We start from the raw sequence: 25,305 nt of genomic DNA, 5'->3' as shown, positions 1-25,305 counted from the left end.
ATGCGCAGTTCACACCACGGAACTGCTATGCATAGCCCATCGCAGAAGGACAAACGAGTCTGCGTGGCGCGGAACTGCGCATATTCCCGAGATCGTCATAGTTACGGCCCTTGCCGATCACACGCACGTGCGCGCCGGTTCCGAGGACGAGGTCTTCGCGTTTGAGTCCGGTCATTTCGGACAAACGTAGTCCCGTCTGCACAGCTACCAGTATGAAGGCGTGATCACGCCGACCGGACCAGGTACGCTGGTCAGGCGCTGCAAGCAAGGCATCGACTTCCGGCCGCGTCAGGAAGTTGACCACGTTGCGGGTGAAGCGCTTGCTGGGGATGGCAAGCACCCGCTGGATTTGTGCGGAATGCGCCGGTGCTTCGAGGGCAGCGTAACGGAAGAAGGAGTGAATTGCCGTGAGGCGCAGATTGCGGCTGCGAATGCTAACACCCTGGTGCTTCTCAAGGTCGTCCAGAAACGCGACGATCAAAGGGGCGTCGATCTCCTCGATATTCAGGCGTGACGGTAGCTTATGCAAACGCTGCTGTACGAACTTCAGAAATTGACGGAAGGTATCGCGATAGGAACTGATTGTGTGAGGACTAGCCTGGCGCTGCTGCATCAGTCGCTGCGTAAAGAAGCGCTCGATCAGCGGAGCGAAGCTGGCGGACGTGGTCATGGCCGGTTCTCCCAGCGCTGTTCGAGCCGGCGCATGGCCTCGTGCATCAGTTCCGGTGAGCCGCTTAAATACCACTGCGTATCGGCGACATGGACGTGGCCGAGGTAGGCTGACAGAATCGGCAGGCAACGCGCTGGATCCTGATCAGACTGGTACCAGTGCACAAGCGTGTTCGTCGCAAATGCATGCCTCATATCGTGCAGGCGTGGTCCATGATGGTCGGAAACGCCGCGCAGACCGACCTGTCGTGACAGCGCATAGAAAGTCCGATGTACCTCTGCGCCATCCAGACGAATTGAAATGAACGCGTCCCACCCCGTGACCAGGTGAGCAAAGAAAGGTGGATCCTCACGGGCCAACGGCATCGATGTGCCCACGTGGAAAATACGAAGTTTTCCAGGCAAACCGGAGGATCCATCGTGAAGCTTACGCCTGTTGGGATTGACATCGCAAAGTCGGTTTTTCAGGTGCATTACATCGATCAGGAAACCGGAGAAATCGTGAACAGGCCGATCAAGCGGGCAAAGTTCCTCGAGCACTTCGTGAATCGTGCGCCATGCCTGATCGGGATGGAGGCGTGCGGCGGAGCGCACCACTGGGCCCGGCAACTGGCGAAGATGGGACACCAAGTCAAGCTGATGCCAGCGGAGTTCGTCAAGGCGTTCAACATACGGAACAAAAACGATGCGGCGGATGCACGGGCGATCTGGCTGGCGGTACAGCAACCGAGCAAGGCAGTGGCAGTGAAGACCGAGATGCAGCAGGCGATGCTGGCGCTGCACCGGATGCGGCAGCAACTGATCAAGTTCCGCACGATGCAGATCAATAACCTGAGAGGGCTGCTCACGGAATACGGCGAAGTGATGAGCAAGAGCCGGAGCAAGCTGGACAAGGAAACACCGGCTGTGCTCGAACGGTTGGCTGAGCGTCTGCCCGCCGTGCTGATTGATACGTTTCGTGAGCAGTGGAACGCCCTGACGAAGCTAGACGAACAGGTTGCCGAGATCGAGCGACGTATGCGCGAGTGGAAGAAGGAAGACAAAGCGGTGAAGGCAATCAGTGAAATTCCCGGCGTGGGGCTGCTGACAGCAACGGCGGCAGTCGCGATGATGGGCGATCCGAAAGCATTTAGTTCGGGGCGGGAGTTTGCCGCGTGGATTGGGATCGTGCCGAAGCAGACGGGCTCGGGCGGCAAGGTGAACCTGCACGGGATCAGCAAGAGGGGCGACACGTATCTGCGCACACTGCTGATTCACGGCGCACGGAGTGTGGTGACACGCGGGAAGGCGCCCGGCGAGTGGGTTGAGCAGATGAAGACGCGACGGCCGAAGAACGTTGTGGTCGTCGCATTGGCCAACAAGATGGCCCGAACGATCTGGGCGGTGCTGGCCCATGACCGGCCCTACCAGAAGGACTATGTGAGCGTGAAGCCGGTCTGAAAGGCTCGCACACGATGTAGAAGATCAACTTTTAGCACAGGGTGAACGTCGAAAGGTTGCGCAGCAATCGAGTGTAATGACAAGCCAGGTAGGACCGGGACTCGATAGACCTGAGGGGTAATACGAGCTTTGAGCTCGCCGGACGAATGAGGATCGAGTCAGCGTATTTCATAGGGGCCAGCAGCAGACGTCGTGGCTGCATCAAGGCCGGATATAGATCCGCAGCCCATCCTGTCTATCGGAACACACGAGAAACTAGCGCAAACGGGACGCGTTCATATAGATTACCCCGGTTGGAAACGAACAGATAGGAAGACACTGGCCGACCGGCCCAATGACGATTACGTCGCACGATGTAATCGGCGAGCACCTCGCGAGTCGAGTCATGCAAAGGCACGAGCCGGGACTTGCCGAATTTGGTGCCACGGATTGTTAGCACCCCAGTGGTGAGGTCCACGTCCCGAAGCTCAAGATTGCGTGCTTCCCCGAGACGCATGCCCGACACACTCAGCAACCCAAGCAGGCAATAGAACGTCCAGGGCCGCAGTGCACTGCGCTCATAGCGGCATGGTATTTGAAGGGCGGCCCGCAGTAAGTCGCGAATCTCATCGTCCGAATAGAGGTACGGTCGAGCCCGTTTCGGTTGGAACGGCAACAGGCTTTGCGCTGGAATCTGCGTGCGCGAATCGGTGGCGCTGCGATGACGTGCGAACTCGCGTACGAAGCTGAGTCGTTTCGCCCAGTGTGCGGGTTGGGCTTCGAATGGCTGTTGCGCCCAGGCGAGAGCCAATGCCTGGGTAATGTAGGGGGCGCGATGCTGTTCCATGAAAGTGACGAAATCGAGTAACGCCTTGCCTGCATCGTGCAGCTTGAAACCCAAACTGCGTCGAAGACTGAGATACTGAGCAACTGCCTGCCGGAGCGTGTTCATTGCACACCTCCCGGCCACGGCACAGCCAGCGTACGCAATGCCTTGATGTCGACCTTGGTGTAGATCTTCGTGGTCTGCGGGTGATGATGCCCCAACAACTCTCCTATCTCACCGAGCGAGGCACCATGGCACAGCATCTCGGTGGCCAATCCGTGACGGAACTGATGAGCCCCCATGGTTGGAGCGTCAATGCCGGCGCGCTGGAGAGCATGCCGCACAACCGAACCAACCCCACTTACCCCGCTAAACCCTGTGATCGGAGCCCGGACGCGCAAAAATACACGACGACAAGTGCTACGCGGTCGCCCACGAATCAGGTATGTAGCGATCGCCTTGCCGACGTCGGCGGGCAATGGCAATTCGTTGCGCTGCCCGCTTTTACCGCGCACACTCAAACGTCCCGCGCTCCAGTCGATATCATCCAGCTCAAGCGACGCTACTTCCCCGGAGCGCAGCCCCAATCGAGCAAGCAAAAGCAAAATGGCATAGTCTCGACGACCGGTTCCGCTTCGCTGATCGATGCTGGCTAACAACTGCCGTGTTTGATCTGGGGCGATCCCACGTGGGATTGACGGCATCGACCAGTTGGCCACGACTGGAACTGCGGCGGCCAAATCCAGTGTAATGTCGCCGCGATAGCGCGCATAACGTAGAAAGGATCGCAACGCAGCGGTCAGAAGCTTCGCACGCTTCGGCTGCAAACGCGGCGCCTGACGTTGTACAAATCTCACGACATCGCCAGCACAGAGGCGAGAGAGTGTGACCCGTCCTTTACCGAAACAGTCTTCAAGGAAACCGCGGACGAACGGCACGTAGTTGACGATCGTCGCTGTGGCCAAGGCACGCGCTTCGCGTAAGTACGCCACGTATGCCTGTACGCAGCACTCAGTAGACGGCAGTCGGGGCAGTGATACCCGCTCCGCAGGAGTCAGTTGCTCCTGGCGCAGAAAATTAATGAGGTGTCTGAACGCAGCCTGGTCCCCCCGGCGGGGCCGAACATGTCGCGCACGATATCGTAAATACCGTATCACGTGGTCAGCGCAGATGCTGCGCACTCCGAGACCCGTCTGTTCAAGCCAACGGCTAAACCCCGCTGCGATCCGTACTTGCTGCTTCAGTGATCCTGCGCTGTATCCCTGCTCACTGAGCGATCTCGCAAATGATGCGATATAGGCCGCAAGCGGCCCTTCAGGCGGTCGCGACAGCACAACCTGATCATGGACGACGTACTTCACGATGAGCTCCTTCCCGACATGCGGGGGCTGGTGGAAGGAGTCAAGACTATCTCCAGCCGATCGCTTGAATCGCCCGTGAAATCCGCGCTATCTCCGGATTACCCGACATAGTCCGGAACGGCACATAGTGCCGCAGGGTATGCATGGAGACGCGCTTGTCGATGTGTGCGGCCTCCGCGGCGGCATGGATGGCGCGGTTCAGCTGTCGCGTGCTGAGCGCGTCGACGGGATCGAGCCCGGGAAAGAGCCACCCACCATCCAGCATCCTGCCCTGGGCCCGGGCCACGTGCCACCAGACGCGCAGGCGCTCGAGCAGCACCGGCGAGAGCATCGCATAGCGGTCCCGACGGCCCTTGCCCTGCTCAATGCGCAGCGTCATACGCTGGCTATCGATGTCGGTGACCTTCAGCGCCACCACTTCGCTTGCGCGCAGCCCGGCTCCATAGGCGACCGATAGCGCGGTCTGGTGCTTGAGGTTGCCGGCCGCCTCGATCAGCCGCCGCACTTCGTCGGGGCTGAGCACGACGGGCAGTGTGCGGGGCACGCGCACCGGGTGCATCCTGACCATCAGGTCGGGCCGGTCGAGCGTAACCTCGAAGAAGAACTTCAGGCCGGTAATGGCGTGATTCAGGGACACGGGCGAGGTGCCGTGATCGACGAGATGCAGCTGATAGCGCCGCAGGTCCTCGACGGTGGCCGTGTCAGGTGAGCGCCCGAGAAACCGGGCAAATTCGCGCACGATGCGCAGATAGATGTCCTGCGTCTTCGGCGACAACTGGCGCATGCGCATGTCGTCGATCATGCGCATGCGCAGTGGACTGGCGTTTGCCTGTGGGGAGGTCATGATTGGGCTCCTGCTGGAGAACGAGGCGGATTGCCTCATTCGCCAACATACGGAACCGCGCGGCGGACCTCCCGTGAACCACACGCGCTGGCCGGAGCCCTCTACCGCGCGAGCGGTTTCGTTCGGCCGGCCATCTACGGACGTTGGCCCACGCTTTCACCCGGACGTTCGAAGGACCGCTCCGCCTCGATAACGGCCCTTCGTGCGCAGCACACGTCAGGCGTGTTGTCGGCCGGAGCGGTCATCCGCAACACATTGCGCCACGCCTACGCACGTATAGAAAAAGCGCGCACCATTGGGCGCGCGCCGGTGGTTCGGAAGCGCGACGCCCGGCGGCAAACCGGGCAGCACGAATCAGAATATGTTGCGAAGGCCGAGCGCGACGCCGGCCTGGTTGTTGCGGCCCGGAAAGTCTGCTTTCGCCGCGCCAGTGCCGCGGATGAAATCGACCGTGCCATACACTTCGGTCCGCTTGGACAGCGAGTATTCGGCTAGCAGCACGCCGGAGTAGCGGACGCCGCGGCCGAGCGTGGTGCCGTCGGCGTTCAACGCATTGCGGGAGTGATCGTAGTAGGCCGCCGCAGTCAGCAGCAGCGGCGCCGTGACCTGCCAGGTGGTACCGACGTAGAAGCCGTCGTCGATGCGGTTGGTATTCGTCACCGGCGTCGAAAAGCCGGCAGCCGGCGAGTTTGCGGCCGCCATGTAAAGGTCGACGATGCCGGTATTGTCCTGCGCATGCAGCCAGCCTGCATAGGCCTTGATCGTGCTGAACGCATAGACAGCGCTCACGTTGACAACATTGAACTTGTTGTTGTGCGCATCGCTGTTCTGCTGAAAGCCGGCATCAAGGGACAAGCCGCCGTACGTATAGGACGCCGTCAAGCCGTACATGTTGTTCGCGCCGGTGCTGCCGGCCACACCGCCAAAGCTATACATGGCTTCCACGTTCAGGCCGCCGAACTGGCCGTTGTACTTGACGGAGTTGTTCTGGCGCAGGCCGTAGCCGAGTGCGCCAGGCAGCCAGCCGTCCTGATCGTAGTTACCGACGGTCAGCGGGTCGTAGACGTTCCCTAGCTGGTCGAATAGCGGCGTATTCTGGCGACCGAAGGTCACCGTGCCATACTGGTTGCTAGACAGCCCAACATAAGCCATCCGGTTGAAGAGGGTATTCTGGCTCGCAAACTGGCCGTTCCAGAGGTTGAAGCCGTTCTCAAGCCGGAACACCGTAGACAGGCCGCCACCCAGATCTTCAGAACCCTTCAAGCCCCAACGGCTTCCGGTGATCGGGCCGACGCCCATCGATACCTGGCTGTCGTTGTTCGCATTGGCGTTGGTGAGATAGCGGACGCTCGTGTCGACGATGCCGTACAGCGTGACTGAGCTCTGCGCGAAAGCAGATTGGGCCGCGATGGCGATAAGTGCGCCGCCGATGGCGCTGATGGTTTTCTTCACAGAGTGTCTCCCCATGTTTAGTTGTAAGGCAAGCCGCTGGTCTATATAACCGCTGCGGTTCATGCGCGGCTTTTGGCCCGCGCGCAATGATATTTCCGCCAAATTAAATCGGGACCTGTTTTCAATTTTTGTGTCTCCCGTTTACAACATTGGATTGACTTTCGTATCACCGGACACTGCCAGCGAATTCTTGTATATGGTCGAAACAGCCCTGCCCTGTTATGCGTGCTGCTCATCGTTGTTGAGCCGATTGCAGGCCAGGCTGACGGCACAAAGCCGCAGAAACGCGACTAGACGCCAGAATAGCCAGGGTGGCCGTTTGACCTCGAAAGCTGTCGTCTAGATGCTGCATGGACGACCGTCTGAGATGGGTCGACTCCGGTCCTAGGCCTCGCTCGTAAGCGGCCGTTCGCTGAGCGCGGGACACGACGGGTTGCGGACCACCGCAATGGCCAAACCGAAGTCAGCCGCTGGGTTCGGTCAACTGTTACGAAAAAGGTCGAACTGCCAATCGGCGTGTGCCAGTTTCGACTACTCCGCTATCTCACTCGGTACAGCGTCGACGCATGCTCATCCCGACCCACCTCGGATCGCCCACACACCCCGCCGACTGCCCGTGTGACGGGCCTGAGCCGGCGGAATCGGGAGGCAGATTGGGAGGCAGACAGAGCTGCGAACACCTGCTTCTGACTGCGGACGACTGCGGCCCAGTTGCGCCAAGTCATTGATTATTAGTAGAATACGCAAGCAGCGTTATACCCTGATTCGCACTTTTAATCCGTTGGTCACAGGTTCGAATCCCGTACGGCCTACCAAAAGATTCAAGGGCTTACACGCGTTTGCGTCGTAAGCCCTTTTCTTTTTCAGCGTCGCGTAACCGCTGGGCAACCGGATTCGGGCAACCGTCCTTGCCTTGAATGCTGTCGTCGGTGGTGTGCGCCCCGCTTTTCCGCCCCAAGTTTTCGGTCAACTGCTATGCAGCAACTGATCCACTCAGGAAGAAAATACGGTTGCTGCGATCAATGTATTCATCTGACTGTCGGCAGCGCGGATACTCGAAAATCTTCGAGAGTCGATCGATCGGCAGTCCAGTAGCGTTTGCGCCGCAACCGGGCCGCTTGTAAAAATCCGCGCTTAAACCGCTGAATGCAATTGGCCGCCTGACGATTGGCTGCGGGGAACAGCAAGGCTATTCGCCCGATCTGCTGCTCGTCACCGCCGCAAGCACCCTAGCTTCTTCGCGGTGGAGCGTCCTCTTCGCCTCAAGCCCGATTCGATCCAAATCCTTCCTGAGACGATCAATCTCCGCGTCGATTTCCGCGTCAGTCATCAAATCCGGGCTTAACGTCAGCGCGACGCCTTCAACTTGGCCGTACCCCATGATTCCTAGTCTTACGAACGGGGCAACTGGATAGCCGCCTTTCCATTTGCTGTGCGAGTTAACAACGCAGAACGTTCCCATGCGAATTCTCCGACCGCAGAAGCGTTGCTTGATGTGCCTATCCTACGCCGATCACGAGGCCGCTTCATCCGCCGGCTCGGTCAAGCCGAGAAAACTACGGAACCGTCATGGACATGCTCAACGCAAACGCAGCCGCCGTGTTCCCTGGAATTTCGCCGAGACACATCTATGACCTTGCGGCGCCTGATGGTCCCATTCTGTGCTATCGAATCGGTGGCGGGATCGTATTCAGCAGCGACGACCTTAAAACCTATCTGCAGTCGTGTCGAGTAGAGACGGGCGCCGCCGATCCGAGTGCAACTGCGATCGACGCCAAAGTTGGTCATATCATCTCCAACGGGAGACTCCGAGCTTGAGAAGTATTGCCGGCAACTCGGGTCGCTGCTAAGTGCAACCATGTTGCATCAACACTCATACACGTGAAATTAGCGCAATCACATCGTTAAAATTGGGCTCACCAATTCCGTCACCACACGTCAAAACGACATTCCATGATGTACGGCTCGGCGCACATCCCCCGTTCCGTCTACGGTCGACACCGAAGGCGCGGACGAATGGGAAGCACTCGCGCTCTATCCGGATCACGCGGTGCACGCGGCGCCACAAGCGCAATTCGGCCCCGTCGATCGGTATCCGCCGTTCGACATCGAGCTCGATTCGCTTCCCGCACACGCAATGGATCACCGCAACGAACGGCACGACGCGTTCGAATCGCTGAAGGACGAATCGCAGCGGCACAAAACGCCGCCGTCCTCGCCTACCGCCGTGCCGTCGTCGAGCGCGGCGCGGCGCTGTCTCCGTTGCCCGCCCTCTCACATCGATACGGCGTCAGCCCTCAAAAAAAATCCAATACAACGGACTCCGAACGTTGATATTTATTGAGACGTGGAGATTTACAATGATCGCCGCCGATTCTGCACAACACGCCGCAACGCCGCGTAAGCAGACGCTTTGGCAACGCCGCAGATTCCTGCGCTTTCATTCCGTCAACATGACCAATTTTCTGTTCGATTTCTTCACGAACCTGGTTGCGGCACGAAAACACGCTGCTGTAAGACCAGGAGACCCCCGAACACCGTAGCCCACAGCACGATAACAGGCACCACAAACACCCAGGCGCGGCCGGCCCAATCCATTCAGATTGGAGCCGCTGCGCCGTTCGTTTCTCCGGCCAGGCAATCCGCATAACAGACGGGAACGGTCCTTGCGTACGCGCGAGCCGTCGCCTATAACTTCCCAAGACCGAGAGTTACCGTTTGCGCCCGTCGCTGGGTATTTGCCGCTGTATTACGCCACCTCCATTCAATCAGTCGAAGGCAACTCAACCAACGAGGACATCTTGGATCTCGAAACCATACGCGTGTTCATCGTGACCCGGGGCATCGACCTCGGCACCAAGGTCGTCGGCGCGATCGTCTTGTGGATCGTCGGCCGCTGGATCATTGGCCTGATCACCGGGATGCTCCGCAAGTGCTGGCCCGCAACGGCCATGTCGATCCCACGCTCGCTCATTACCTCGGCTCGATTCTCGGCGCCCTGCTCAACCTGCTGCTGATCCTCGCGATTCTGCAGGTGTTCGGTGTCCAGACTACTTCGTTCGCCGCGTTGCTCGCCGGCCTCGGCCTCGCGATCGGTACCGCGTGGGGCGGCTTGCTCGCACACTTCGCTGCGGGCATCTTCATGCAGGTATTGCGGCCGTTCAAGGTCGGCGATTTCGTCACGGCGGGCGGGGTTACCGGCACAGTCTCGGAACTCGGCCTGTTCGGCACGACCATCGTGACGCCCGACAACGTGACCACCATCGTCGGCAATAACAAGGTCTTCTCCGACACGATCTCGAACTACAGCGCGCTGCCGGTACGGCGCGTCGAGCTGACCGCGAAGATCGCCAACGGCGTCGATCCAACGGATGCGATGAATCGGCTGAAGGCGGCGGTGACGAAGATTCCGAACGTTGTCGAGAGTCCCGCGCCGGACATCGAAGTGCTGAGCTTCACACCGGAAGGACCGTTGTTGTGCGTGCGGCCCTACACGCACAACAGCAACTACTGGCAGGTCTATTTCGACACCAATCGCGCGATCATCCAGACCTTCAAGAATGCGGGCTATCCGACACCGGAAACACCGCTTGCGCCGCGCGCCGTGACCTGAGGTCGTGTGAGCAACGGGTTTCTCTAAATCAAATGAAAACGGCGTCGCGAGATTCGCGACGCCGTTTGTTCGTCGGAGCCACACACTGTGTGAAGTGTCAGCGGCTGTCCGTCGTCTTGGCTGCGTTTTTGCGCGTCATCTTCCACAGCGCGCCGAGCAGAATCGGCACCACGGCCGCGCCGATACCCACCAGCACGATCACATTCAGGTACTGACGAATGAACGGGATGTTGCCGAAGAAGTAGCCAAGAAGCACCAGCAGCAACACCCACGACAGCGCACCCAGGATGTTGAAAAGCTGAAACCGGCTAACTGTCATCTGCGACGCGCCGGCAACGAACGGCGCGAAGGTCCGCACCACCGGAATGAAACGCGCCAGCACAATGGTCTTGCCGCCGTGCTTCTCATAGAAATCATGGGTCTTCTGCAACGCGCTGCGGTCGAGGAAGCGCTCCAGAAAAGGTATGTGCGTATTGAACACGCGCGGCCCGATGGCCCGCCCGATCATGTAATTGACCGTATTGCCGGAGACTGCCGCCACCAGCAGCAGCACGATCAGCAAACCGACATTCATTTCGCCGGTCGCGCAAAAAGCGCCGCCGATGAACAGCAGCGAATCGCCCGGCAGGAACGGCAGTACGACAAGCCCGGTTTCGCAAAACACGATCAGAAACAGCACCGCGTAGACCCAGGCGCCGTACTGGTGGATGAAGACTCCCAGAAACTTGTCGATGTGCAAGACAAGGTTTGCGAACTGCAGCAGCGTGTCCAAAAAGCGTCCTTTATAGAGCGAATGTGTGCGGGTGGCGAGAAGGGCCGCGTTAGCGGGCCTGCGAGCGATGGGCGGCGAGCGCAAGCTTACCGCCGGAAATTGACCGCGTCATGATACCGAAAGTGCCCGGGCGCGATTAAAAATCTGCGACGCGTGGGTAGTCCCGGTTCCGCCCGCTTCCGGCCGGCGCGCGCCGAATCGCTATAATTTCGCCATGCCTGAATTCTCCCAAACGCCTGCCGACACCGCCGCCGCGGCCGCGGCTCCCGCCGCCGCGCCCGTCCCGCGCCCGTTGCGGGCGATCCAGCCCCTTCCCGACCAGTTGATCAGCCAGATTGCCGCCGGCGAAGTGGTCGAGCGGCCGGCCTCGGTGGTCAAGGAGTTGCTGGAAAACGCGCTCGATGCCGGCGCGCAGACCCTGCGCATCGTGCTCGACGAAGGCGGCGTCAAACGCATCTCGATTACCGACGACGGCTGCGGCATCCCCGAAAGCGAACTGCCGCTCGCGCTGATGCGCCATGCGACCAGTAAAATCCGCTCGCTCGCCGAACTCGAAGCAGTTGCCACGCTGGGGTTTCGCGGCGAGGCGCTGGCGTCGATCGCGTCGGTCGCGGAGATGTTCATAACGAGCCGCACCGCCGACGCGCCGCACGCCGTGCGCATCGACGCGCAAACCGGTGTGCTGAGCCCTGCCGCCGGCACCCAGGGCACCACGATCGAAGTCCGCGAGCTGTACTTCAACACCCCCGCGCGCCGCAAATTCCTGAAAAGCGAGCAGACCGAACTCGGCCATTGCCTCGAACAGATTCGCCGTGCAGCGTTGGCGCGGCCGGACGTGGCGATTTCGGTGCTGCATAACGGCCGCGCGGTTGAGCACTGGAACGCCAGCGAGCCGCCTGTGCGGGTCGCGAAGATTCTCGGCGAGACTTTTGCGACGGCCCATCTGCCGCTCGACGAATCCGCCGGACCGCTTGCCGTCTATGGCTGCGCCGGCCTGCCGACCGCAAGCCGCGGGCGCGCCGACCAGCAGTATTTCTTCGTCAACGGCCGCTTCGTTCGCGACAAGCTGCTCACGCATGCCGTGCGCGCCGCATACGAAGACGTGCTGCATGGCGACCGCTATCCGTCCTATGTGCTGTTTCTCGACCTGCCGCCTGAAGCGGTCGACGTGAACGTGCATCCGTCGAAGATCGAAGTGCGGTTTCGCGATTCGCGCTCGATTCACCAGTTCGTGTTCCACGCGGTACAGCGCGCGTTGGCGCGGCATGCGGGTGCGTCACCGGAAACGACGGCGGGCGGTCACGCGGCTCACCTCGAACCTGCGGCGGGTGGTCCGGCGTCGTTTGGCGCTACGCCGCTCGGTGGCGCGGGCACGGGCGGCTTCGGTGCAGGTGCAAGCACAGGCGCTGGAACAGGCGGCCTCGGTGGTGGATTTGGCTCGCAGCCAGGCAATACGTGGATGCGCCAGGCGCGCATGACGCAAGGCACGCTCCCGGTGGCGCAACCGCTGGCGTTTTACGACGCGCTGTTCGGCCGTAAAGACACGAACGCCGGCACCGCCGATGGCGCGACGCTCTTCGAGGCGCGCGACTCCGCCGCCGAAACGCCGTCGCCGTATAACGCGTCCGCGCCGTATGCGCCCCCCGCGTTCCACGCATCCGACGAACAGCCGCTCGGTTTTGCGCTCGGCCAGATTCACGGCATCTATGTGCTTGCACAGAATGCGCATGGGCTGGTGATTGTCGACATGCACGCCGCGCACGAGCGCATTCTGTACGAACAGTTCAAGAACGCGCTGGCCGATCGCACGATCGCCGTGCAGCCGCTGCTGATTCCGCAGACGATGCAGGCCGATCCGATCGAAATCGGCACGGTAGAAGAAGAGCGCGACACGCTCGACGCGCTCGGTTTCGACCTTGCCGTGCTGTCGCCGACCACGCTCGCGATCCGCGCGGTGCCGGCCTTGCTGAAAGACGCCGATTTGCAGGCGCTCGCGCGAGCGGTCCTGACCGACTTGCACGCGTTCGGCGGCTCGCGTGTGCTGACCGAGCGCCAGCACGAGCTGCTCGGCACACTGGCGTGCCACCACGCGGTGCGGGCGAACCGTCGGCTGACGCTCGATGAAATGAACGCGCTGCTGCGCCAGATGGAAGCGACCGAGCGCGCCGACCAGTGCAACCACGGGCGTCCGACCTGGTATCAACTGACGCTGTCCGATCTCGACCGGCTGTTCATGCGCGGACAATGAGGGTGAGCCCGATCACGTTTTTGCCGCACGCACCGGCTCGCCTATGACTTCACGTATTCCCACGCCCGTCCCCTGCCTGCTGGGCCCGACCGCATCCGGCAAAACCGCTGCCGCGCTGGCTTTGGCCGCACGGCGGCCGGTGGAGATCGTCAGCGTCGACTCGGCGCTGGTTTATCGCGAGATGGACATCGGCACCGCGAAGCCGACTGTGGAAGAGCGCGCGCTGGCGCCGCATCATCTGATCGATATCGTCGATCCGGCTGACGCCTATTCAGCAGCGGATTTTCGCACCGATGCGCTGCGCCTGATCGGCGAGATCAGCGCGCGCGGGCGGGTACCGCTGCTGGTCGGCGGGACCATGCTGTACTACAAGGCGCTCACGCAGGGGCTGAACGACCTGCCTGCCGCCGACGCCGACGTCCGGGCGGCGCTCGATGCCGACGCCGCACGCGATGGCTGGCCGGCTCTGCATGCGCGGCTTGCCGCGCTCGACCCTGCTACTGCTGCGCGCCTCGCGCCGAACGATTCGCAGCGAATTCAGCGTGCGCTCGAGGTGTTCATGCTGACCGGGCAGGCGATGTCCGTTCTGCTGGCGGCGCCCCCGCGCTCCGATGATGCTGCACAGGCATGGCGATTCGTGCCGATAGCGCTGGAGCCTTCCGATCGCAGCGTGCTGCATGCCCGGATCGAACGGCGATTCGATGCGATGCTGGCTGACGGATTCGTCGATGAAGTCGCGAGGTTGCGCGAGCGCGGGGATTTGTCGCCGGGGATGCCGTCGATGCGGTGTGTCGGGTATCGGCAGGTTTGGGAATATCTCGATGGGGTTATCGATTATCCGACCATGCGGGATAAGGGGATTTTCGCCACCCGGCAATTGTGCAAGCGCCAACTCACGTGGCTGCGGAGCATGCCTGAGAGGATCGTTGTCGATTGCTGCGATGGGGGCGCTACCGCGCGGGTTGTTAGCGTTGTTGAAGGGTTAATTTGAGGTTTTGCCGCTCGCGGCGCTTTGGCTGTTCACCGTAGGCAAACAGCCCATTGCGCCGCGTCAGGCAAAAGAATCAAACAACGACGGTCTGAGCCTCGCCAACCGCGCTCTCGCGAATCACGCCAATCTTCCAGACCTGCTCGCCGGCGGCAGCCAGAACCCCAATCGCGGCATCCGCATCGGCAGCAGAAACAACCACAGCCATCCCGATCCCGCAATTGAACACCCGGTGCATTTCAGCATCGGCCACACCGCCGTGTTTCTGCAACCACGAGAACAACGGCGGCAACGGCCACGCCTGATGATCCAGCTCTGCCGTCAAACCTTCGCGCAACACCCGCGGAATATTTTCGACCAGCCCGCCGCCGGTGATATGCGCCATACCCTTCACGGCAACCTGCTGCATCAACGACAGCAACGGCTTCACATAAATATGCGTAGGCGCCATCAATGCATCAGCCAATGAGCGCCCGTCAAAATCGGCATTCAAATCAGGCTGCGCACGCTCAATGATCTTGCGCACCAGCGAAAAACCATTCGAATGAATCCCGCTCGACGCCAGACCGAGCACAACATCGCCCGGGGCAATCGTGCTGCCGTCGATAATCTTGCTCTTTTCCACCGCGCCGACCGCAAAACCGGCCAGATCGTACTCGCCGTCCGGATACATGCCCGGCATTTCAGCCGTCTCGCCGCCGATCAGCGCGCAACCGGCCAGCTCGCAGCCGTGCGCGATACCCTTGACGACCGTTGCCGCGGTGCCGACGTCCAGCTTGCCGCACGCGAAATAATCGAGGAAGAACAGCGGTTCGGCACCCTGCACGAGGATGTCGTTGACGCTCATCGCCACCAGATCCTGGCCGACCGTGTCATGTTTGTTCAGCTGAAACGCCAGTCGCAGCTTGGTGCCGACGCCGTCGGTACCCGAGACCAGCACCGGCTCGCGGTATTTCTTCGGCACCTCGAAGAGCGCGCCAAATCCGCCGATGCCACCCAGCACGCCGTCGCGCATCGTCTTTTTGGCAAAGGGCTTGATCGCGTCGACAAGGGCGTCGCCCGCGTCGATGTCCACGCCGGCGTCGCGATACGACAAACCTTGGGCGTCAGGGGCGGATTTCGGTTGATTCATGGGGAAGAGCGAGAAGGTCGGTAAAATGCGATTTTACCCGATGCCGGCCGGTTGGCTGGACTTTCACCCGCGCCAGCCACCTGGGAAACTCATTTTGCAGCAAAACCCCTCGATTCTGACGCCCGTTCAGCGCCGCGCCTTCATCTGGCTAGCCATTGCGCTGGGCGTCGGCATTCTGCTCTGGCTACTGAGCCCGGTCCTCACGCCGTTCCTGCTCGGCGCGATTCTCGCGTACATTCTGCAACCGGGCGTCGCGTGGATGGTGCGCCGGCGCGTGCCGCGCGGAGTCGCCGCCTTGCTGATGATGCTGCTGTTCTCGCTGATGATGACGATGCTCGTGCTGCTGGTGCTGGCCGTCATCCAGAAGGAAGGCCCGCAGTTGAAGCAGCAGGTGCCGGTATTGTTCGCGCATGTCAGCGCGTGGCTGCAGCCGAAACTCGCCCTGCTGGGCCTCGCCGATTCGCTCGATTTCGCCAGCATCCGCGATCTCGTGATGGGGCAACTGGAAGGCAGCGCGCAGACCGTCGCGCGCTACGCGTGGACCTCGATCCGCACCAGCGGCAACGTGATGATCACGGTGATCGGCAACGTCGTGATGGTGCCGCTCGTGCTGTTCTATCTGTTGTACGACTGGAACCGCATGCTCGCGCGCATGCAGATCGTGGTGCCGCGCCGCTGGCTCGACAAGACCCTGCAACTCGCCCGCGACATGGACCAGATGCTGTCGCAATACCTGCGCGGCCAGTTGCTCGTGATGGCGGTGCTCGCGGCCTACTACGCGATCGCGCTGACCCTTGCCCGCTTCGAGATTGCCTTGCCGGTCGGCATTTTCACGGGTCTCGCGGTCTTCATCCCATACATCGGCTTTGCAACCGGTCTGGCGCTGGCGCTGCTCGCGGCACTGCTACAGTTCGGCGACTGGTACGGCTTTGGCGCGGTCGCGGTGATTTATGGACTCGGCCAGATCGTGGAGAGCTTTTACCTCACGCCGCGGCTGGTGGGCGAACGGATCGGTCTGCACCCGCTCGCGGTCATCTTCGCGCTGCTCGCGTTCGGACAGCTGTTCGGCTTTTTCGGCGTGTTGCTGGCGCTGCCGGTCAGCGCCATTCTGTCGGTGGCATTGCGCGAGTTGCGCCAAAGCTACCTGACGAGCACGCTTTACAACAACTGACTGTTTTCGGCCCGAGGCACGGGCCATTGCGGCCTGAGCCTCATTTTCGGCATTAACCTACTGTGCTTCGTCAACTGACGCTCGATCTCGGCACTCCGCCGCCATCGACATTCGACAATTTCTTCGCCGGCGCCAACGCCGAGCTGGTCACGCGGCTGCGCGAGCTGGACAACGCGCTCGCGGCCGGCCCGGTGGCCGACCGCACCTTCTACCTATGGGGCGAAGCCGGCAGCGGCCGCACCCATCTGTTGCAGGCGCTCGTCCACGAAGCGCCGCCGGGTCATGCGCGCTATGCCGGTCCGCAAAGCAGTCTCGCCGCCTTCACCTTCGACCCGCGCGTCGCACTGTATGCGGTCGACGATTGCGATGGTTTGTCGGCCGCACAGCAGATCGCCGTCTTCAACCTGTTCAACGAAGTGCGCGCGCATCCGACCAGCGCGCTGGTCGCCGCCGGCCACGCGCCGCCGATCGGCATGACGGTGCGCGAAGATCTGCGCACGCGCCTCGGCTGGGGTCTCGTGTTCCATCTCGCGCCGCTGCCGGACGAGGGCAAGGCCGCAGTGCTGAAACACGCGGCGCGCGAGCGCGGCATCATGCTCGCCGACGACGTCCCCGCCTACCTGCTCACGCATTTCCGCCGCGACATGCCGAGCCTGATGGCGCTGCTCGACGCGCTCGACCGCTTCTCGCTCGAACAGAAACGCGCCGTCACGCTGCCGCTGCTGCGCACCATGCTGGCATCGCCCGACGCCGACGAGCGGCGAACGGCGCCCGCCTCATCCGCTTCATCCGCCGCTTCAAGTAAAATAGGCCCCCATGGCTAATCTCGCACTCTTCGACCTCGATCACACGCTCATCCCCACCGACAGCGACCACGAATGGGGCCGCTTCATGGTGAAACACGGCATGGTCGATGCGGAAAATTTCGCGCGTGAAAACGACCGCTTTTTCACCGACTACAAGGCCGGCAAGCTCGACATTCACGCCTATCTGATCGCCATGCTCACGCCGCTCGCGAAATACACGCGCGCGCAGCTCGCCGACTTTCACGCGCAGTACATGCATGAGGTCATCAAGCCGGCGATCTTTCCCGCCGCGCTCGAACTGGTGAAGCAGCACCGTGAGGCAGGCGATCTTTGCTGCGTCGTCACCGCCACCAACGAATTCATCACCCGCCCCATCGCGCAAGCGTTCGGCGTTGATGCGCTGATCGCCTGCGAAGCGGAAACCGTGGACGGCCACCCGCATTCGCCGTACACCGGCCGCCCCACCGGCACGCCGAGCTACAAGGAAGGCAAGATCGTCCGCACCGAGGCGTGGCTCGCCTCCCTCGGCAAAACCTGGAGCGACTTCGAGCACAGCTATTTCTATAGCGATTCGCACAACGACATCCCGCTGCTCGAAAAGGTCACCGATCCGATCGCGACCAATCCCGACGACACATTGCGCGCCCATGCGCAGGCCAAAGGCTGGCGCATCCTCGAACTCTTCCAACCCTCGTGATCAAAAAACTTATCCGCAAGCTATTCGGCCAGGACCCGGCGCCCGCTGACGACACCGCGCCCGCCGAAGCCACCGCCGAAGCCACCGCCGACGAAACCGGCGGCGCATCGGCACGCAGCGCGGCTGGCGCGTCCGGCGCCAGCAAAGCACGCCGCAAACCGGCGCGGCCCGCCGCCGCCAGAATCGTGCGCGACCCGGACGTGCCGGTCATCATTCCGCACGACGTCCACGGCATCGATCCCTCGCTGATCTCGAGGAACGCGATTCGCGTCACCGAAGGTTTACAGCAGGCCGGCCACCGCGCGTTCATCGTCGGCGGCGCGGTGCGCGATCTGCTGCTCGGCGTCGCGCCGAAAGACTTCGACGTCGCCACCGACGCCACCCCCGAACAGGTGCAGAAGCTGTTCCGCCGGGCGCGCATCATCGGCCGCCGGTTTCAGATCGTGCATGTGCAGTTCGGTCAGGAAATCATCGAAACTTCGACGTTTCGCGCGCTGGTCGATCCGCCCGCGGCCGACGCCGCGCCGCCACGCCGCCTGAAGCGCGACGAGCTCGACCGCCGCACCCATGCGGTGGACGCCAGCGGCCGCGTGCTGCGCGACAACGTCTGGGGCGAGCAGCACGAAGACGCCACGCGCCGCGACTTCACGATCAACGCGATGTACTACGATCCGGCCACGCAAACCGTGCTGGACTACCACAACGGCATGGCCGACATGCGCGCGCGCCTGTTGCGCATGATCGGCGACCCGGCCACGCGCTATCGCGAGGATCCGGTGCGCATGCTGCGCGTGGTGCGTTTCGCCGCGAAGCTCGACTTCGAGATCGAAGAAGCGACCCGCGCGCCGATCGCCAAAATGGCCGATCTGGTCAACAACGTGCCCGCCGCGCGTCTGTTCGACGAGATGCTCAAGCTGATGCTCTCGGGCCATGCGCTGGCGTGTTTGAAACGCCTGCGCCATGAAGGCCTGCATCATGGCCTGCTACCGCTGCTCGACGTGGTGCTGGAGCAGCCCATCGGCGAAAAATTCATCACGCTCGCGCTGACCAACACGGACACTCGTGTACGCGCCGGCAAGCCGGTGTCGCCGGGCTTCCTGTTCGCCACGCTGCTGTGGCACGACGTGCAGCAGCGCTGGCAACAATTTGAAGCGAACGGCGAATATCCAGTGCCCGCGCTGCATCGCGCGATGGACGAAGTCCTCGACATGCAAACCGAGAAACTTGCGATTCACAAGCGCTTCTCGTCGGATATGCGCGAGATCTGGGGCCTGCAGCTGCGCCTCGAGAAACGCTCGGGCCGCAGCGCGCTGAAGCTGCTGGAACACCAAAGATTTAGAGCGGGGTATGATTTCCTCCTGCTGCGCTGCGAATCGGGCGAACTCGACGAGTCAGTCGGTGCATGGTGGACGGAGTTCATTGAAGGAGACGTCGCCGCGCGCGAGGCATTGCTTACGCAAGGCGGGAAGGACCGAAGCCCCAGAAAACGCCGGCGGCGCAGCAGTGGCGCAAGAAACCGCAAATTGGGTGACGGAATGGAGGGCGGCACGCCAGCCGAACGCACAGTCAACGAAGCGGGCCACAACGGCTCACACGAAGACTGACGCGGCGTTCGCTGAAGCCGTCGAACGATAGTTGCAGGAAGTTATGCCATGACGGTTGCTTATCTCGGCCTCGGCGCGAATCTCGGGGACGCGCGCCAGACCCTGAAAGACGCGGTGGTGTGCCTCGCACAACAGCACACCATCACCGTGCTCGCCAAGTCGAGCCTGTATCGAACTGCCCCGATCGACGCGGGCGGCGACGACTATTTCAACTGCGTCGTGAAGGTCGATACGACGCTCCCCGTGCGCCATCTGCTTGCGCTGTGCCACAAGATCGAGCATCAGTTCGGCCGTGAGCGGCCATTTCGCAATGCACCGCGCACGCTGGATCTGGACATCCTGCTCTACGGCGATCAATCGATCGACGAAGCCGATCTGATCGTGCCGCATCCGCGTCTGATCGAACGCGCTTTTGCCCTCGTGCCGCTGGTCGAAATCGATGCGGCGCTGATCATCCCGCTACATGGCCGCGCCGATGCACTGCTTGCCGGCGTCGCCGATCAGCGCATCGAAAGGGTCAAGTCGCCCTGTCAGTGCCCGATGCTCAATGCATTGGCTGCCGGCAGCGGCACGCCGGCTAAAGGCCGTTGCGAATGAACACGCCGCCGCTCACCGTCACCGCGCCGCAATTGCGTCCGCCGTTCGGCTATCTTGCGGTCGAAGGGCCGATCGGCGTCGGCAAGACGTCGCTCGCGCGCCGTCTCGCTGAGCGCTGGTCGATGCATGAACTGTTCGAGCGTCCGCAGGACAATCCCTTTCTTGAACGCTTTTATCGCGACACTGCGCGTTATGCACTGCCCACGCAATTGCATTTCGCCTTGCAACGCGCGCGCCAGGCGCAGGAAGTGGCCGCGGCGCAGCTGTCCGGCACGCCGCTGATCGCCGATTTCATGACGCAGAGGAACGACATTTTCGCGCGTCTGACGCTGCAGGAAGACGAGTGGCAGCTGTATCGCGCGCTTGCCGCGCGCATCGACGTGAGCGCGCCGACGCCGGATTTCGTCGTCTATCTGCAAGCGAGTCCCGAGGTGCTGTTCGCACGCATTCAGAAGCGCGCGGTGCCGATGGAGCTACAGATCTCCGATGCCTATCTGCACGCGCTGTGCGACGCCTACAACGAGTTTTTCTATCACTACGACCAGACGCCGGTGCTGACGGTCAACGCTGAACATCTGAATCCGCTCGACTCCGACGCGGACCTTGCGCTGCTCGCCGACCGCATCGGAACCATGCGCGGCCGTAAGGAATTCTTTGTCAAAGGCACGTCGCTGTAAGCCGCGCGGCCTCCTCTTCTTTTCCAACGGATTGACTCCATGACCTATTTGCAGGAAGCGAGCCGGAACGCCATCACCGTGCCGAAACTGCAGGCGATGCGCGACGCCGGCGAGAAAATCGCCATGCTCACCTGTTACGACGCAAGCTTCGCCGCGCTGCTGGATCGCGCGGGCGTCGACGTGCTGTTGATCGGCGACTCGCTCGGCAACGTTCTGCAAGGCCAGAGCACCACGCTGCCGGTGTCGCTCGCGGACATCGCGTATCACACGGCGAGCGTCGCGCGGGCGCGGCCGTCGGCGCTGGTGGTGGCCGACTTGCCGTTCGGCACGTATGGCACGCCGGAGGATGCCTTCAGGAGTTCAGTCGAATTGATGCGCGCGGGCGCGCAGATGGTGAAGCTCGAAGGCGGCGAGTGGCTCGCGGACACGGTGCGCTTTCTGGTCGAGCGTTCGATCCCGGTGTGTGCGCATGTCGGTCTGACGCCGCAATCGGTGCATGCGTTCGGCGGTTTCAAGGTGCAAGGCAAAACCGAGGCGGGCGCGAGCCAGTTGCTGCGCGATTCGCTCGCCGTGCAGGACGCCGGTGCGCAACTGATCGTGATGGAAGCGATTCCGACGCTGCTCGCAAGCGAAGTCACGAAGCAACTGCGGATTCCGACGATCGGCATCGGCGCCGGTTTGGATTGCTCGGGTCAGGTGCTGGTGCTGCACGACATGCTGGGAATCTTCCCCGGCAAGCGGCCGCGCTTCGTAAAGGATTTCATGCAGGGACAGCCGAGCATTCTGGCTGCTGTCGAAGCATACGTACGCGCGGTGAAGGACGGCTCGTTTCCCGGGCCGGAACACACGTTCTAACCACCCCGACAGCGAATCAGACTAATCCGGGGCATTTGAGCTCGTTTTGAGAGCGGTCCCATCTCGAATGGAAACCCGGTCGTCTATCTTCGTCTACTTGTTAACGCGGTCCTGCCGCGAGCCGAAGAGAGATGACCATGAGCCCCTTTTGCCTGATCGACGTAGCGGGAATCCGCGACCATACCACCGCACCGCATGACGTGCGTGAAGCCACCACTTGGCACGCGCGCCTGACTGACTGGTTGGCGCGCCTGCTGCACGTTCGCCAGCGCTGAGGCGCAGCCGGGGCTCGCGCCGCTCGAAGCCGGCAGCACGTTCTCAGCCTCAGTCCACAATCCGTGCCGGTACTGCGCCTCGCAGTGCGTTGCACACCAGAAGCGCCTCGGCATTCTGCACATCGGCTCGAGTCAGCACACGCTGCGCGGCGTGAAGGCTGGTGTCCTCGAGCAGCACACTCCGCATGATCCCAGGCAGCACGCCAGACTCCAGCGGCGGCGTCCACCACTGCCCCGCCAGTCTCACGAACACGTTCGACCGGCCGCCTTCGGTCAACTCGCCTCGTTCGTTGAAGAACAGCGTTTCGAATGCGCCCTTCGCTTCCGCTTCGCGCCAGCCGCGATCATATTCCGCGCGACGGGTGGTTTTGTGACGCAGCAGCGGATCGTTTGCCTCCATTGCGGCGAACCCATGCTCAGGCGCCAGCAGCACGCCGACAGTTGGTTCGGCTAGCGGCGCCAACACCGCGGCGGTTATCTGCACCGCGCCGCTTTTGTTCAGCGCAACGCGTACGCGATGGGGCGTTTGCGCCGGCAGCGCCGCGCATTTCCCCGCGAGCGACGTGCGGATTTCGTTCTCGTCGAAATTGAAACCCAGCGTTGCGGCACTTGCCGAAAGTCGCGCGAGATGGCGCGATAGATGCCGCACGCCGTCCTCCCGCGTCGCATACATCGTTTCGAAGAGTTCGAAGCCCGGTTCGGCGCCGGTCAGAAAACTGGCCTTCAATCGGCACTCCGCATATTCGTCGATGGCGACGCTGTCGAGCACGATGCCCGCGCCGACGCCCATCGTGCCGTGGCGCCCGCCGTCCTGGGTGACGGCATTCAACGTCAGCGTACGGATCGCGACCGACAGGCAGAAGTCGCCGCAAGCGTTATCGTTTGAATTGGCGGCAGGCGCATCGAGCCAGCCGATCGCACCGGTGTAGAGACCACGCGGCGTGCTTTCGAGCGTATCGATCAGTTGCATCGTGCGATGCTTCGGCGCGCCGGTAATCGAGCCGCACGGAAATAGCGCCCGCATGATGCCGGCAAACGACGTGTGCGCGCGCAACGTCGCATGCACGGTCGACGTCATCTGCCACACCGACGCATAAGGCTCGACCGAAAACAGCGCGGGCACGCTGACCGAACCTGTCTGCGCCACGCGCGACAGGTCGTTGCGCAGCAGATCGACGATCATCACGTTTTCGGCGCGGTTCTTGGGATCGTCGGCGAGGAACTGCGCTGCCTCGCGATCGGCCGTCGGATCATCCGAACGCGGCGCGGTGCCTTTCATCGGCCGGGCGCGCAACATGGCGCCCTCCTTCTCGACGAACAGTTCCGGCGAGCAGGACAGCACCCACCTGTCGTCCGGCAACGCGATCAGCGCGCCGTACGGAACAGGCTGACGGACTCTCAGCCGGCGATAGAGCGCCGTAGGCGAGCCGAATACATCGAAGCCGAGCCGATACGTGTAGTTGACCTGATACGAATCGCCCGCGCGCAGGGCGCCATGAATTGCCTCGATCGCTTCGTTGAACTGCGCTGGGTCGACGCTTGCGCGCAGGTTCGCCGTGCCCGCCACCGACGCCTCAGCCGCGCCGCCGTCGCGCTGCAGCAGCCACGCATCGACTTCGTCGCGCGAAAGCTTTACACAACGCTCGAACAATAAAAAACGCAGTGTGGCATCGCCACGCTGCGTTTTTTCCAATCCCGAACTGAGGACGTCCCCGAGGACAAGATTCCGGCCGAATTCATAGTCGGCGAGCACAACGGCATGCAAACCGCGCTGCGTATCAGCAGCCACGGCTTCACACACTGCTTCGAGTCGCGATGCGTCCGTACAGACCCGCTCATGCGCAAAACCCGCGTACAGACGACTCGAGCGGCGCGCCGCCGTCGCGCCGCAATCGTCGAGCAAGGCGAAAACCGCGTCGCGCTCATCTGCCGTCATGCTTACCGCCAACTTCAAACTGCCATTAATCGAAGAAGCTCTTCACCCGATCGAACCAGCTCTTGCTTTGCGGGCTATGCCGCGCGCCGCCTTCCACCAGTGCCTTTTCAAACTGCTTGAGCAGATCGCGCTGCGGCTCAGTGAGCTTGACCGGCGTTTCGACTTGCACGTGCACGTACAGATCGCCGGCAATGCTCGAACGCAACCCCTTGATGCCCTTGCCGCGCAGACGGAACGTCTTGCCCGACTGCGTGCCTTCCGGCACGGTGAAGCTGGCGCGGCCCGCGAGCGTCGGCACTTCAATCTCGCCGCCTAGCGCCGCCGTGGTGAACGGAATCGGCATCTGGCAGTGCAGGTCGTCGCCGTCGCGCTCGAACACCGAGTGCTGCCTGATATGAATCTCGACGTACAGATCGCCCGACGGACCGCCATTGATGCCCGGCTCGCCGTTGCCGGCCGAGCGGATGCGCATGCCGTCGTCGATACCTGCCGGGATCTTCACTTCCAGCGTCTTGGTTTCCTTCACCTTGCCCGCGCCGTGGCAATGCGCGCACGGGTCAGGAATATAGGTGCCGACGCCGTGGCACTTCGGGCAGGTCTGCTGGATGCTGAAAAAACCCTGTGACATCCGCACCGAACCCGAACCGCTACAGGTCGGGCAGGTTTCCGGCTTGGTGCCGGGCTTGGCGCCCGAACCGTGACAGACTTCGCACGACACCCAGCTCGGCACGCGAATCTGCGTGTCGTAGCCGTGTGCGGCCTGTTCCAACGTGATTTCCATGCTGTAGCGCAGATCGGCGCCGCGATACACCTGCGGGCCGGCACGGCCGCCACCGCCACGTGCTGCGCCACCGGCCGCCTGGCCGAAGATGTCGCCGAAAATATCGCCGAACGCATCGGCAAAACCGCCGAAGCCTTGCGCACCGGCTCCGCCCATATTCGGATCGACGCCCGCGTGGCCGTACTGATCGTACGCGCCACGCTTTTGCGAGTCCGACAGCATTTCATAGGCTTCCTTCACCTCTTTGAAATGCCCTTCCGCATCCTTGTTGCCCGGATTGCGGTCGGGGTGGTGCTTCATCGCCAGCTTGCGATAAGCCTTCTTGATTTCGTCGTCGCTCGCGTTCTTTGCGACGCCCAGAACCTCGTAGTAATCCCGTTTCGCCATATCGGTTCAACGCCACTCGCGCAATCGGGCGCAGTGGCTCCTCTTGAATGCTGGAGTCTCACGACTCGTCCGGCCGCTGTTTTCCGCCGCCTTGCCGCGGTTCAAAACAACGCCCTCCATAAAACAAATGTGCCCGGAGAGCCGAAAAGGCTCGCCAGGCGCGATAACCGCTCTTGCACGTTCTGCTGCCCGAAT

Annotated in this window: 24 protein-coding genes and 1 pseudogene; 14 read left to right on the top strand and 11 right to left on the bottom strand. The window is 62.1% G+C overall.

Translation table 11 applies throughout. From position 1 onward, the window contains the following. Positions 1–25 precede the first annotated feature (25 nt). A complete protein-coding gene (locus AC07WT_RS02755) occupies positions 26–670 on the bottom strand; it encodes a tyrosine-type recombinase/integrase (RefSeq protein WP_494945953.1) in 645 nt (214 codons plus the stop codon). Beyond that, the gene (locus AC07WT_RS02750) at positions 667–1,209 is read right to left on the bottom strand and encodes a site-specific integrase (RefSeq protein WP_494948459.1); all 543 of its coding nucleotides are present in this window, start codon (positions 1,207–1,209) and stop codon (positions 667–669) included. Before AC07WT_RS02750 ends, AC07WT_RS02755 begins: the two co-directional genes overlap by 4 nt. On the opposite strand from AC07WT_RS02750, the gene AC07WT_RS02745 reads away from it, so the two are divergent. After that, positions 1,090–2,109 (top strand): IS110 family RNA-guided transposase, encoded by a 1,020-nt coding sequence (locus AC07WT_RS02745; RefSeq protein ID WP_492592818.1) that lies wholly within the window; start codon positions 1,090–1,092, stop codon positions 2,107–2,109. The genes AC07WT_RS02750 and AC07WT_RS02745 overlap by 120 nt on opposite strands. Before the next feature lie 235 nt (positions 2,110–2,344). On the opposite strand, the gene AC07WT_RS02740 is transcribed toward AC07WT_RS02745, so the two are convergent. The 5 genes from AC07WT_RS02740 to AC07WT_RS02720 form a co-directional block, all read right to left on the bottom strand. Continuing rightward, complete coding sequence (locus AC07WT_RS02740; protein ID WP_494945952.1) at positions 2,345–3,040, bottom strand: tyrosine-type recombinase/integrase; 696 nt, start codon at positions 3,038–3,040, stop codon at positions 2,345–2,347. After that, positions 3,037–4,275, bottom strand: a complete 1,239-nt coding sequence (locus tag AC07WT_RS02735; RefSeq protein WP_494945951.1) for a tyrosine-type recombinase/integrase — start codon at positions 4,273–4,275, stop codon at positions 3,037–3,039. Before AC07WT_RS02735 ends, AC07WT_RS02740 begins: the two co-directional genes overlap by 4 nt. Positions 4,276–4,321: 46 nt before the next feature. Then, positions 4,322–5,119 carry a tyrosine-type recombinase/integrase gene (locus AC07WT_RS02730; protein WP_494945950.1) on the bottom strand — a complete coding sequence of 266 codons (798 nt, stop codon included), beginning with the start codon at positions 5,117–5,119 and terminating at the stop codon, positions 4,322–4,324. A gap of 354 nt (positions 5,120–5,473) precedes the next feature. Continuing rightward, positions 5,474–6,586: a porin gene (locus tag AC07WT_RS02725; protein ID WP_494945949.1), complete on the bottom strand. Its 1,113-nt coding sequence runs from the start codon at positions 6,584–6,586 to the stop codon at positions 5,474–5,476. Between the two features lie 1,174 nt (positions 6,587–7,760). Beyond that, on the bottom strand, positions 7,761–8,033 hold the full coding sequence (locus tag AC07WT_RS02720) for a hypothetical protein (RefSeq protein WP_494945948.1): 273 nt from the start codon (positions 8,031–8,033) through the stop codon (positions 7,761–7,763). Between the two features lie 107 nt (positions 8,034–8,140). Here AC07WT_RS02720 and AC07WT_RS02715 point away from each other — a divergent pair, with 107 nt between their 5' ends. The 3 genes and pseudogenes from AC07WT_RS02715 to AC07WT_RS02705 all read left to right on the top strand — a co-directional run bounded on the left by AC07WT_RS02715 (position 8,141) and on the right by AC07WT_RS02705 (position 10,184). Then, positions 8,141–8,389, top strand: a complete 249-nt coding sequence (locus AC07WT_RS02715) for a helix-turn-helix domain-containing protein (protein ID WP_492593960.1) — start codon at positions 8,141–8,143, stop codon at positions 8,387–8,389. Positions 8,390–8,931: 542 nt separating this feature from the next. After that, positions 8,932–9,114, top strand: coding sequence for a hypothetical protein (locus AC07WT_RS02710; protein ID WP_492593961.1), 183 nt, complete (start codon positions 8,932–8,934; stop codon positions 9,112–9,114). A gap of 258 nt (positions 9,115–9,372) precedes the next feature. Beyond that, a pseudogene (locus AC07WT_RS02705) lies at positions 9,373–10,184 on the top strand (mechanosensitive ion channel family protein). Between the two features lie 97 nt (positions 10,185–10,281). On the opposite strand, the gene AC07WT_RS02700 reads toward AC07WT_RS02705, so the two are convergent. Next, complete coding sequence (locus AC07WT_RS02700) at positions 10,282–10,956, bottom strand: DedA family protein (protein ID WP_492593963.1); 675 nt, start codon at positions 10,954–10,956, stop codon at positions 10,282–10,284. 214 nt (positions 10,957–11,170) lie between these two features. On the opposite strand from AC07WT_RS02700, the gene mutL reads away from it, so the two are divergent. Continuing rightward, the gene (mutL, locus tag AC07WT_RS02695; RefSeq protein WP_494945947.1) at positions 11,171–13,204 is read left to right on the top strand and encodes a DNA mismatch repair endonuclease MutL; all 2,034 of its coding nucleotides are present in this window, start codon (positions 11,171–11,173) and stop codon (positions 13,202–13,204) included. Between the two features lie 43 nt (positions 13,205–13,247). Beyond that, on the top strand, positions 13,248–14,195 hold the full coding sequence (gene miaA, locus AC07WT_RS02690; RefSeq protein WP_494945946.1) for a tRNA (adenosine(37)-N6)-dimethylallyltransferase MiaA: 948 nt from the start codon (positions 13,248–13,250) through the stop codon (positions 14,193–14,195). A gap of 73 nt (positions 14,196–14,268) precedes the next feature. Here the strand turns inward: miaA and purM are convergent, their stop codons facing one another. Next, complete coding sequence (gene purM, locus AC07WT_RS02685; RefSeq protein ID WP_492593966.1) at positions 14,269–15,324, bottom strand: phosphoribosylformylglycinamidine cyclo-ligase; 1,056 nt, start codon at positions 15,322–15,324, stop codon at positions 14,269–14,271. Between the two features lie 94 nt (positions 15,325–15,418). On the opposite strand from purM, the gene AC07WT_RS02680 reads away from it, so the two are divergent. The 8 genes from AC07WT_RS02680 (at position 15,419) to AC07WT_RS02645 (ending at position 22,006) form a co-directional block, all read left to right on the top strand. Further along, positions 15,419–16,495: an AI-2E family transporter gene (locus AC07WT_RS02680; RefSeq protein WP_494945945.1), complete on the top strand. Its 1,077-nt coding sequence runs from the start codon at positions 15,419–15,421 to the stop codon at positions 16,493–16,495. Positions 16,496–16,557: 62 nt separating this feature from the next. Continuing rightward, positions 16,558–17,319, top strand: a complete 762-nt coding sequence (gene hda, locus AC07WT_RS02675) for a DnaA regulatory inactivator Hda (RefSeq protein ID WP_494945944.1) — start codon at positions 16,558–16,560, stop codon at positions 17,317–17,319. Continuing rightward, on the top strand, positions 17,312–17,998 hold the full coding sequence (locus AC07WT_RS02670) for a histidinol-phosphatase (RefSeq protein ID WP_494945943.1): 687 nt from the start codon (positions 17,312–17,314) through the stop codon (positions 17,996–17,998). The genes hda and AC07WT_RS02670 overlap by 8 nt, the downstream gene beginning before the upstream one ends. Further along, entirely contained in the window at positions 17,995–19,602 is a 1,608-nt protein-coding gene (gene pcnB, locus AC07WT_RS02665) for a polynucleotide adenylyltransferase PcnB (RefSeq protein ID WP_494945942.1), read from the top strand. Before AC07WT_RS02670 ends, pcnB begins: the two co-directional genes overlap by 4 nt. 48 nt (positions 19,603–19,650) lie before the next feature. Beyond that, entirely contained in the window at positions 19,651–20,199 is a 549-nt protein-coding gene (gene folK, locus AC07WT_RS02660) for a 2-amino-4-hydroxy-6-hydroxymethyldihydropteridine diphosphokinase (protein WP_492593971.1), read from the top strand. Next, the gene (locus AC07WT_RS02655) at positions 20,196–20,876 is read left to right on the top strand and encodes a deoxynucleoside kinase (RefSeq protein ID WP_494945941.1); all 681 of its coding nucleotides are present in this window, start codon (positions 20,196–20,198) and stop codon (positions 20,874–20,876) included. The genes folK and AC07WT_RS02655 overlap by 4 nt, the downstream gene beginning before the upstream one ends. Before the next feature lie 39 nt (positions 20,877–20,915). Next, the gene (gene panB, locus AC07WT_RS02650) at positions 20,916–21,731 is read left to right on the top strand and encodes a 3-methyl-2-oxobutanoate hydroxymethyltransferase (protein WP_492593973.1); all 816 of its coding nucleotides are present in this window, start codon (positions 20,916–20,918) and stop codon (positions 21,729–21,731) included. A gap of 137 nt (positions 21,732–21,868) precedes the next feature. Beyond that, complete coding sequence (locus tag AC07WT_RS02645) at positions 21,869–22,006, top strand: hypothetical protein (protein WP_492593974.1); 138 nt, start codon at positions 21,869–21,871, stop codon at positions 22,004–22,006. 49 nt (positions 22,007–22,055) lie between these two features. On the opposite strand, the gene pabB is transcribed toward AC07WT_RS02645, so the two are convergent. Then, entirely contained in the window at positions 22,056–23,942 is a 1,887-nt protein-coding gene (gene pabB / locus AC07WT_RS02640; RefSeq protein ID WP_494945940.1) for an aminodeoxychorismate synthase component I, read from the bottom strand. 25 nt (positions 23,943–23,967) lie between these two features. Continuing rightward, complete coding sequence (dnaJ, locus tag AC07WT_RS02635) at positions 23,968–25,110, bottom strand: molecular chaperone DnaJ (RefSeq protein WP_492593976.1); 1,143 nt, start codon at positions 25,108–25,110, stop codon at positions 23,968–23,970. Between the last annotated feature and the right edge of the window lie 195 nt (positions 25,111–25,305).

The sequence above is a fragment of the Paraburkholderia sp. GW821-FHT02A12 genome (assembly GCF_059422005.1).
The sequence above is the reverse complement of the archived record's forward strand: the minus strand, read 5'-3'. Positions and strand labels throughout refer to the sequence as shown.

What these genes read in the sequence shown, in the direction of transcription:
- AC07WT_RS02670 (WP_494945943.1), top strand. Translation starts at nt 17,312, where the DNA reads ATGGCTAATCTCGCACTCTTCGACCTCGATCACACGCTCATCCCCACC.
- AC07WT_RS02720 (WP_494945948.1), bottom strand. Translation starts at nt 8,033, where the DNA reads ATGGGAACGTTCTGCGTTGTTAACTCGCACAGCAAATGGAAAGGCGGC.
- mutL (WP_494945947.1), top strand. Translation starts at nt 11,171, where the DNA reads ATGCCTGAATTCTCCCAAACGCCTGCCGACACCGCCGCCGCGGCCGCG.
- AC07WT_RS02710 (WP_492593961.1), top strand. Translation starts at nt 8,932, where the DNA reads ATGATCGCCGCCGATTCTGCACAACACGCCGCAACGCCGCGTAAGCAG.
- AC07WT_RS02740 (WP_494945952.1), bottom strand. Translation starts at nt 3,040, where the DNA reads ATGAACACGCTCCGGCAGGCAGTTGCTCAGTATCTCAGTCTTCGACGC.
- AC07WT_RS02715 (WP_492593960.1), top strand. Translation starts at nt 8,141, where the DNA reads ATGGACATGCTCAACGCAAACGCAGCCGCCGTGTTCCCTGGAATTTCG.
- panB (WP_492593973.1), top strand. Translation starts at nt 20,916, where the DNA reads ATGACCTATTTGCAGGAAGCGAGCCGGAACGCCATCACCGTGCCGAAA.
- AC07WT_RS02755 (WP_494945953.1), bottom strand. Translation starts at nt 670, where the DNA reads ATGACCACGTCCGCCAGCTTCGCTCCGCTGATCGAGCGCTTCTTTACG.
- AC07WT_RS02645 (WP_492593974.1), top strand. Translation starts at nt 21,869, where the DNA reads ATGAGCCCCTTTTGCCTGATCGACGTAGCGGGAATCCGCGACCATACC.
- miaA (WP_494945946.1), top strand. Translation starts at nt 13,248, where the DNA reads ATGACTTCACGTATTCCCACGCCCGTCCCCTGCCTGCTGGGCCCGACC.
- AC07WT_RS02655 (WP_494945941.1), top strand. Translation starts at nt 20,196, where the DNA reads ATGAACACGCCGCCGCTCACCGTCACCGCGCCGCAATTGCGTCCGCCG.
- AC07WT_RS02730 (WP_494945950.1), bottom strand. Translation starts at nt 5,119, where the DNA reads ATGACCTCCCCACAGGCAAACGCCAGTCCACTGCGCATGCGCATGATC.
- pabB (WP_494945940.1), bottom strand. Translation starts at nt 23,942, where the DNA reads ATGACGGCAGATGAGCGCGACGCGGTTTTCGCCTTGCTCGACGATTGC.
- AC07WT_RS02725 (WP_494945949.1), bottom strand. Translation starts at nt 6,586, where the DNA reads ATGGGGAGACACTCTGTGAAGAAAACCATCAGCGCCATCGGCGGCGCA.
- purM (WP_492593966.1), bottom strand. Translation starts at nt 15,324, where the DNA reads ATGAATCAACCGAAATCCGCCCCTGACGCCCAAGGTTTGTCGTATCGC.
- dnaJ (WP_492593976.1), bottom strand. Translation starts at nt 25,110, where the DNA reads ATGGCGAAACGGGATTACTACGAGGTTCTGGGCGTCGCAAAGAACGCG.
- folK (WP_492593971.1), top strand. Translation starts at nt 19,651, where the DNA reads ATGACGGTTGCTTATCTCGGCCTCGGCGCGAATCTCGGGGACGCGCGC.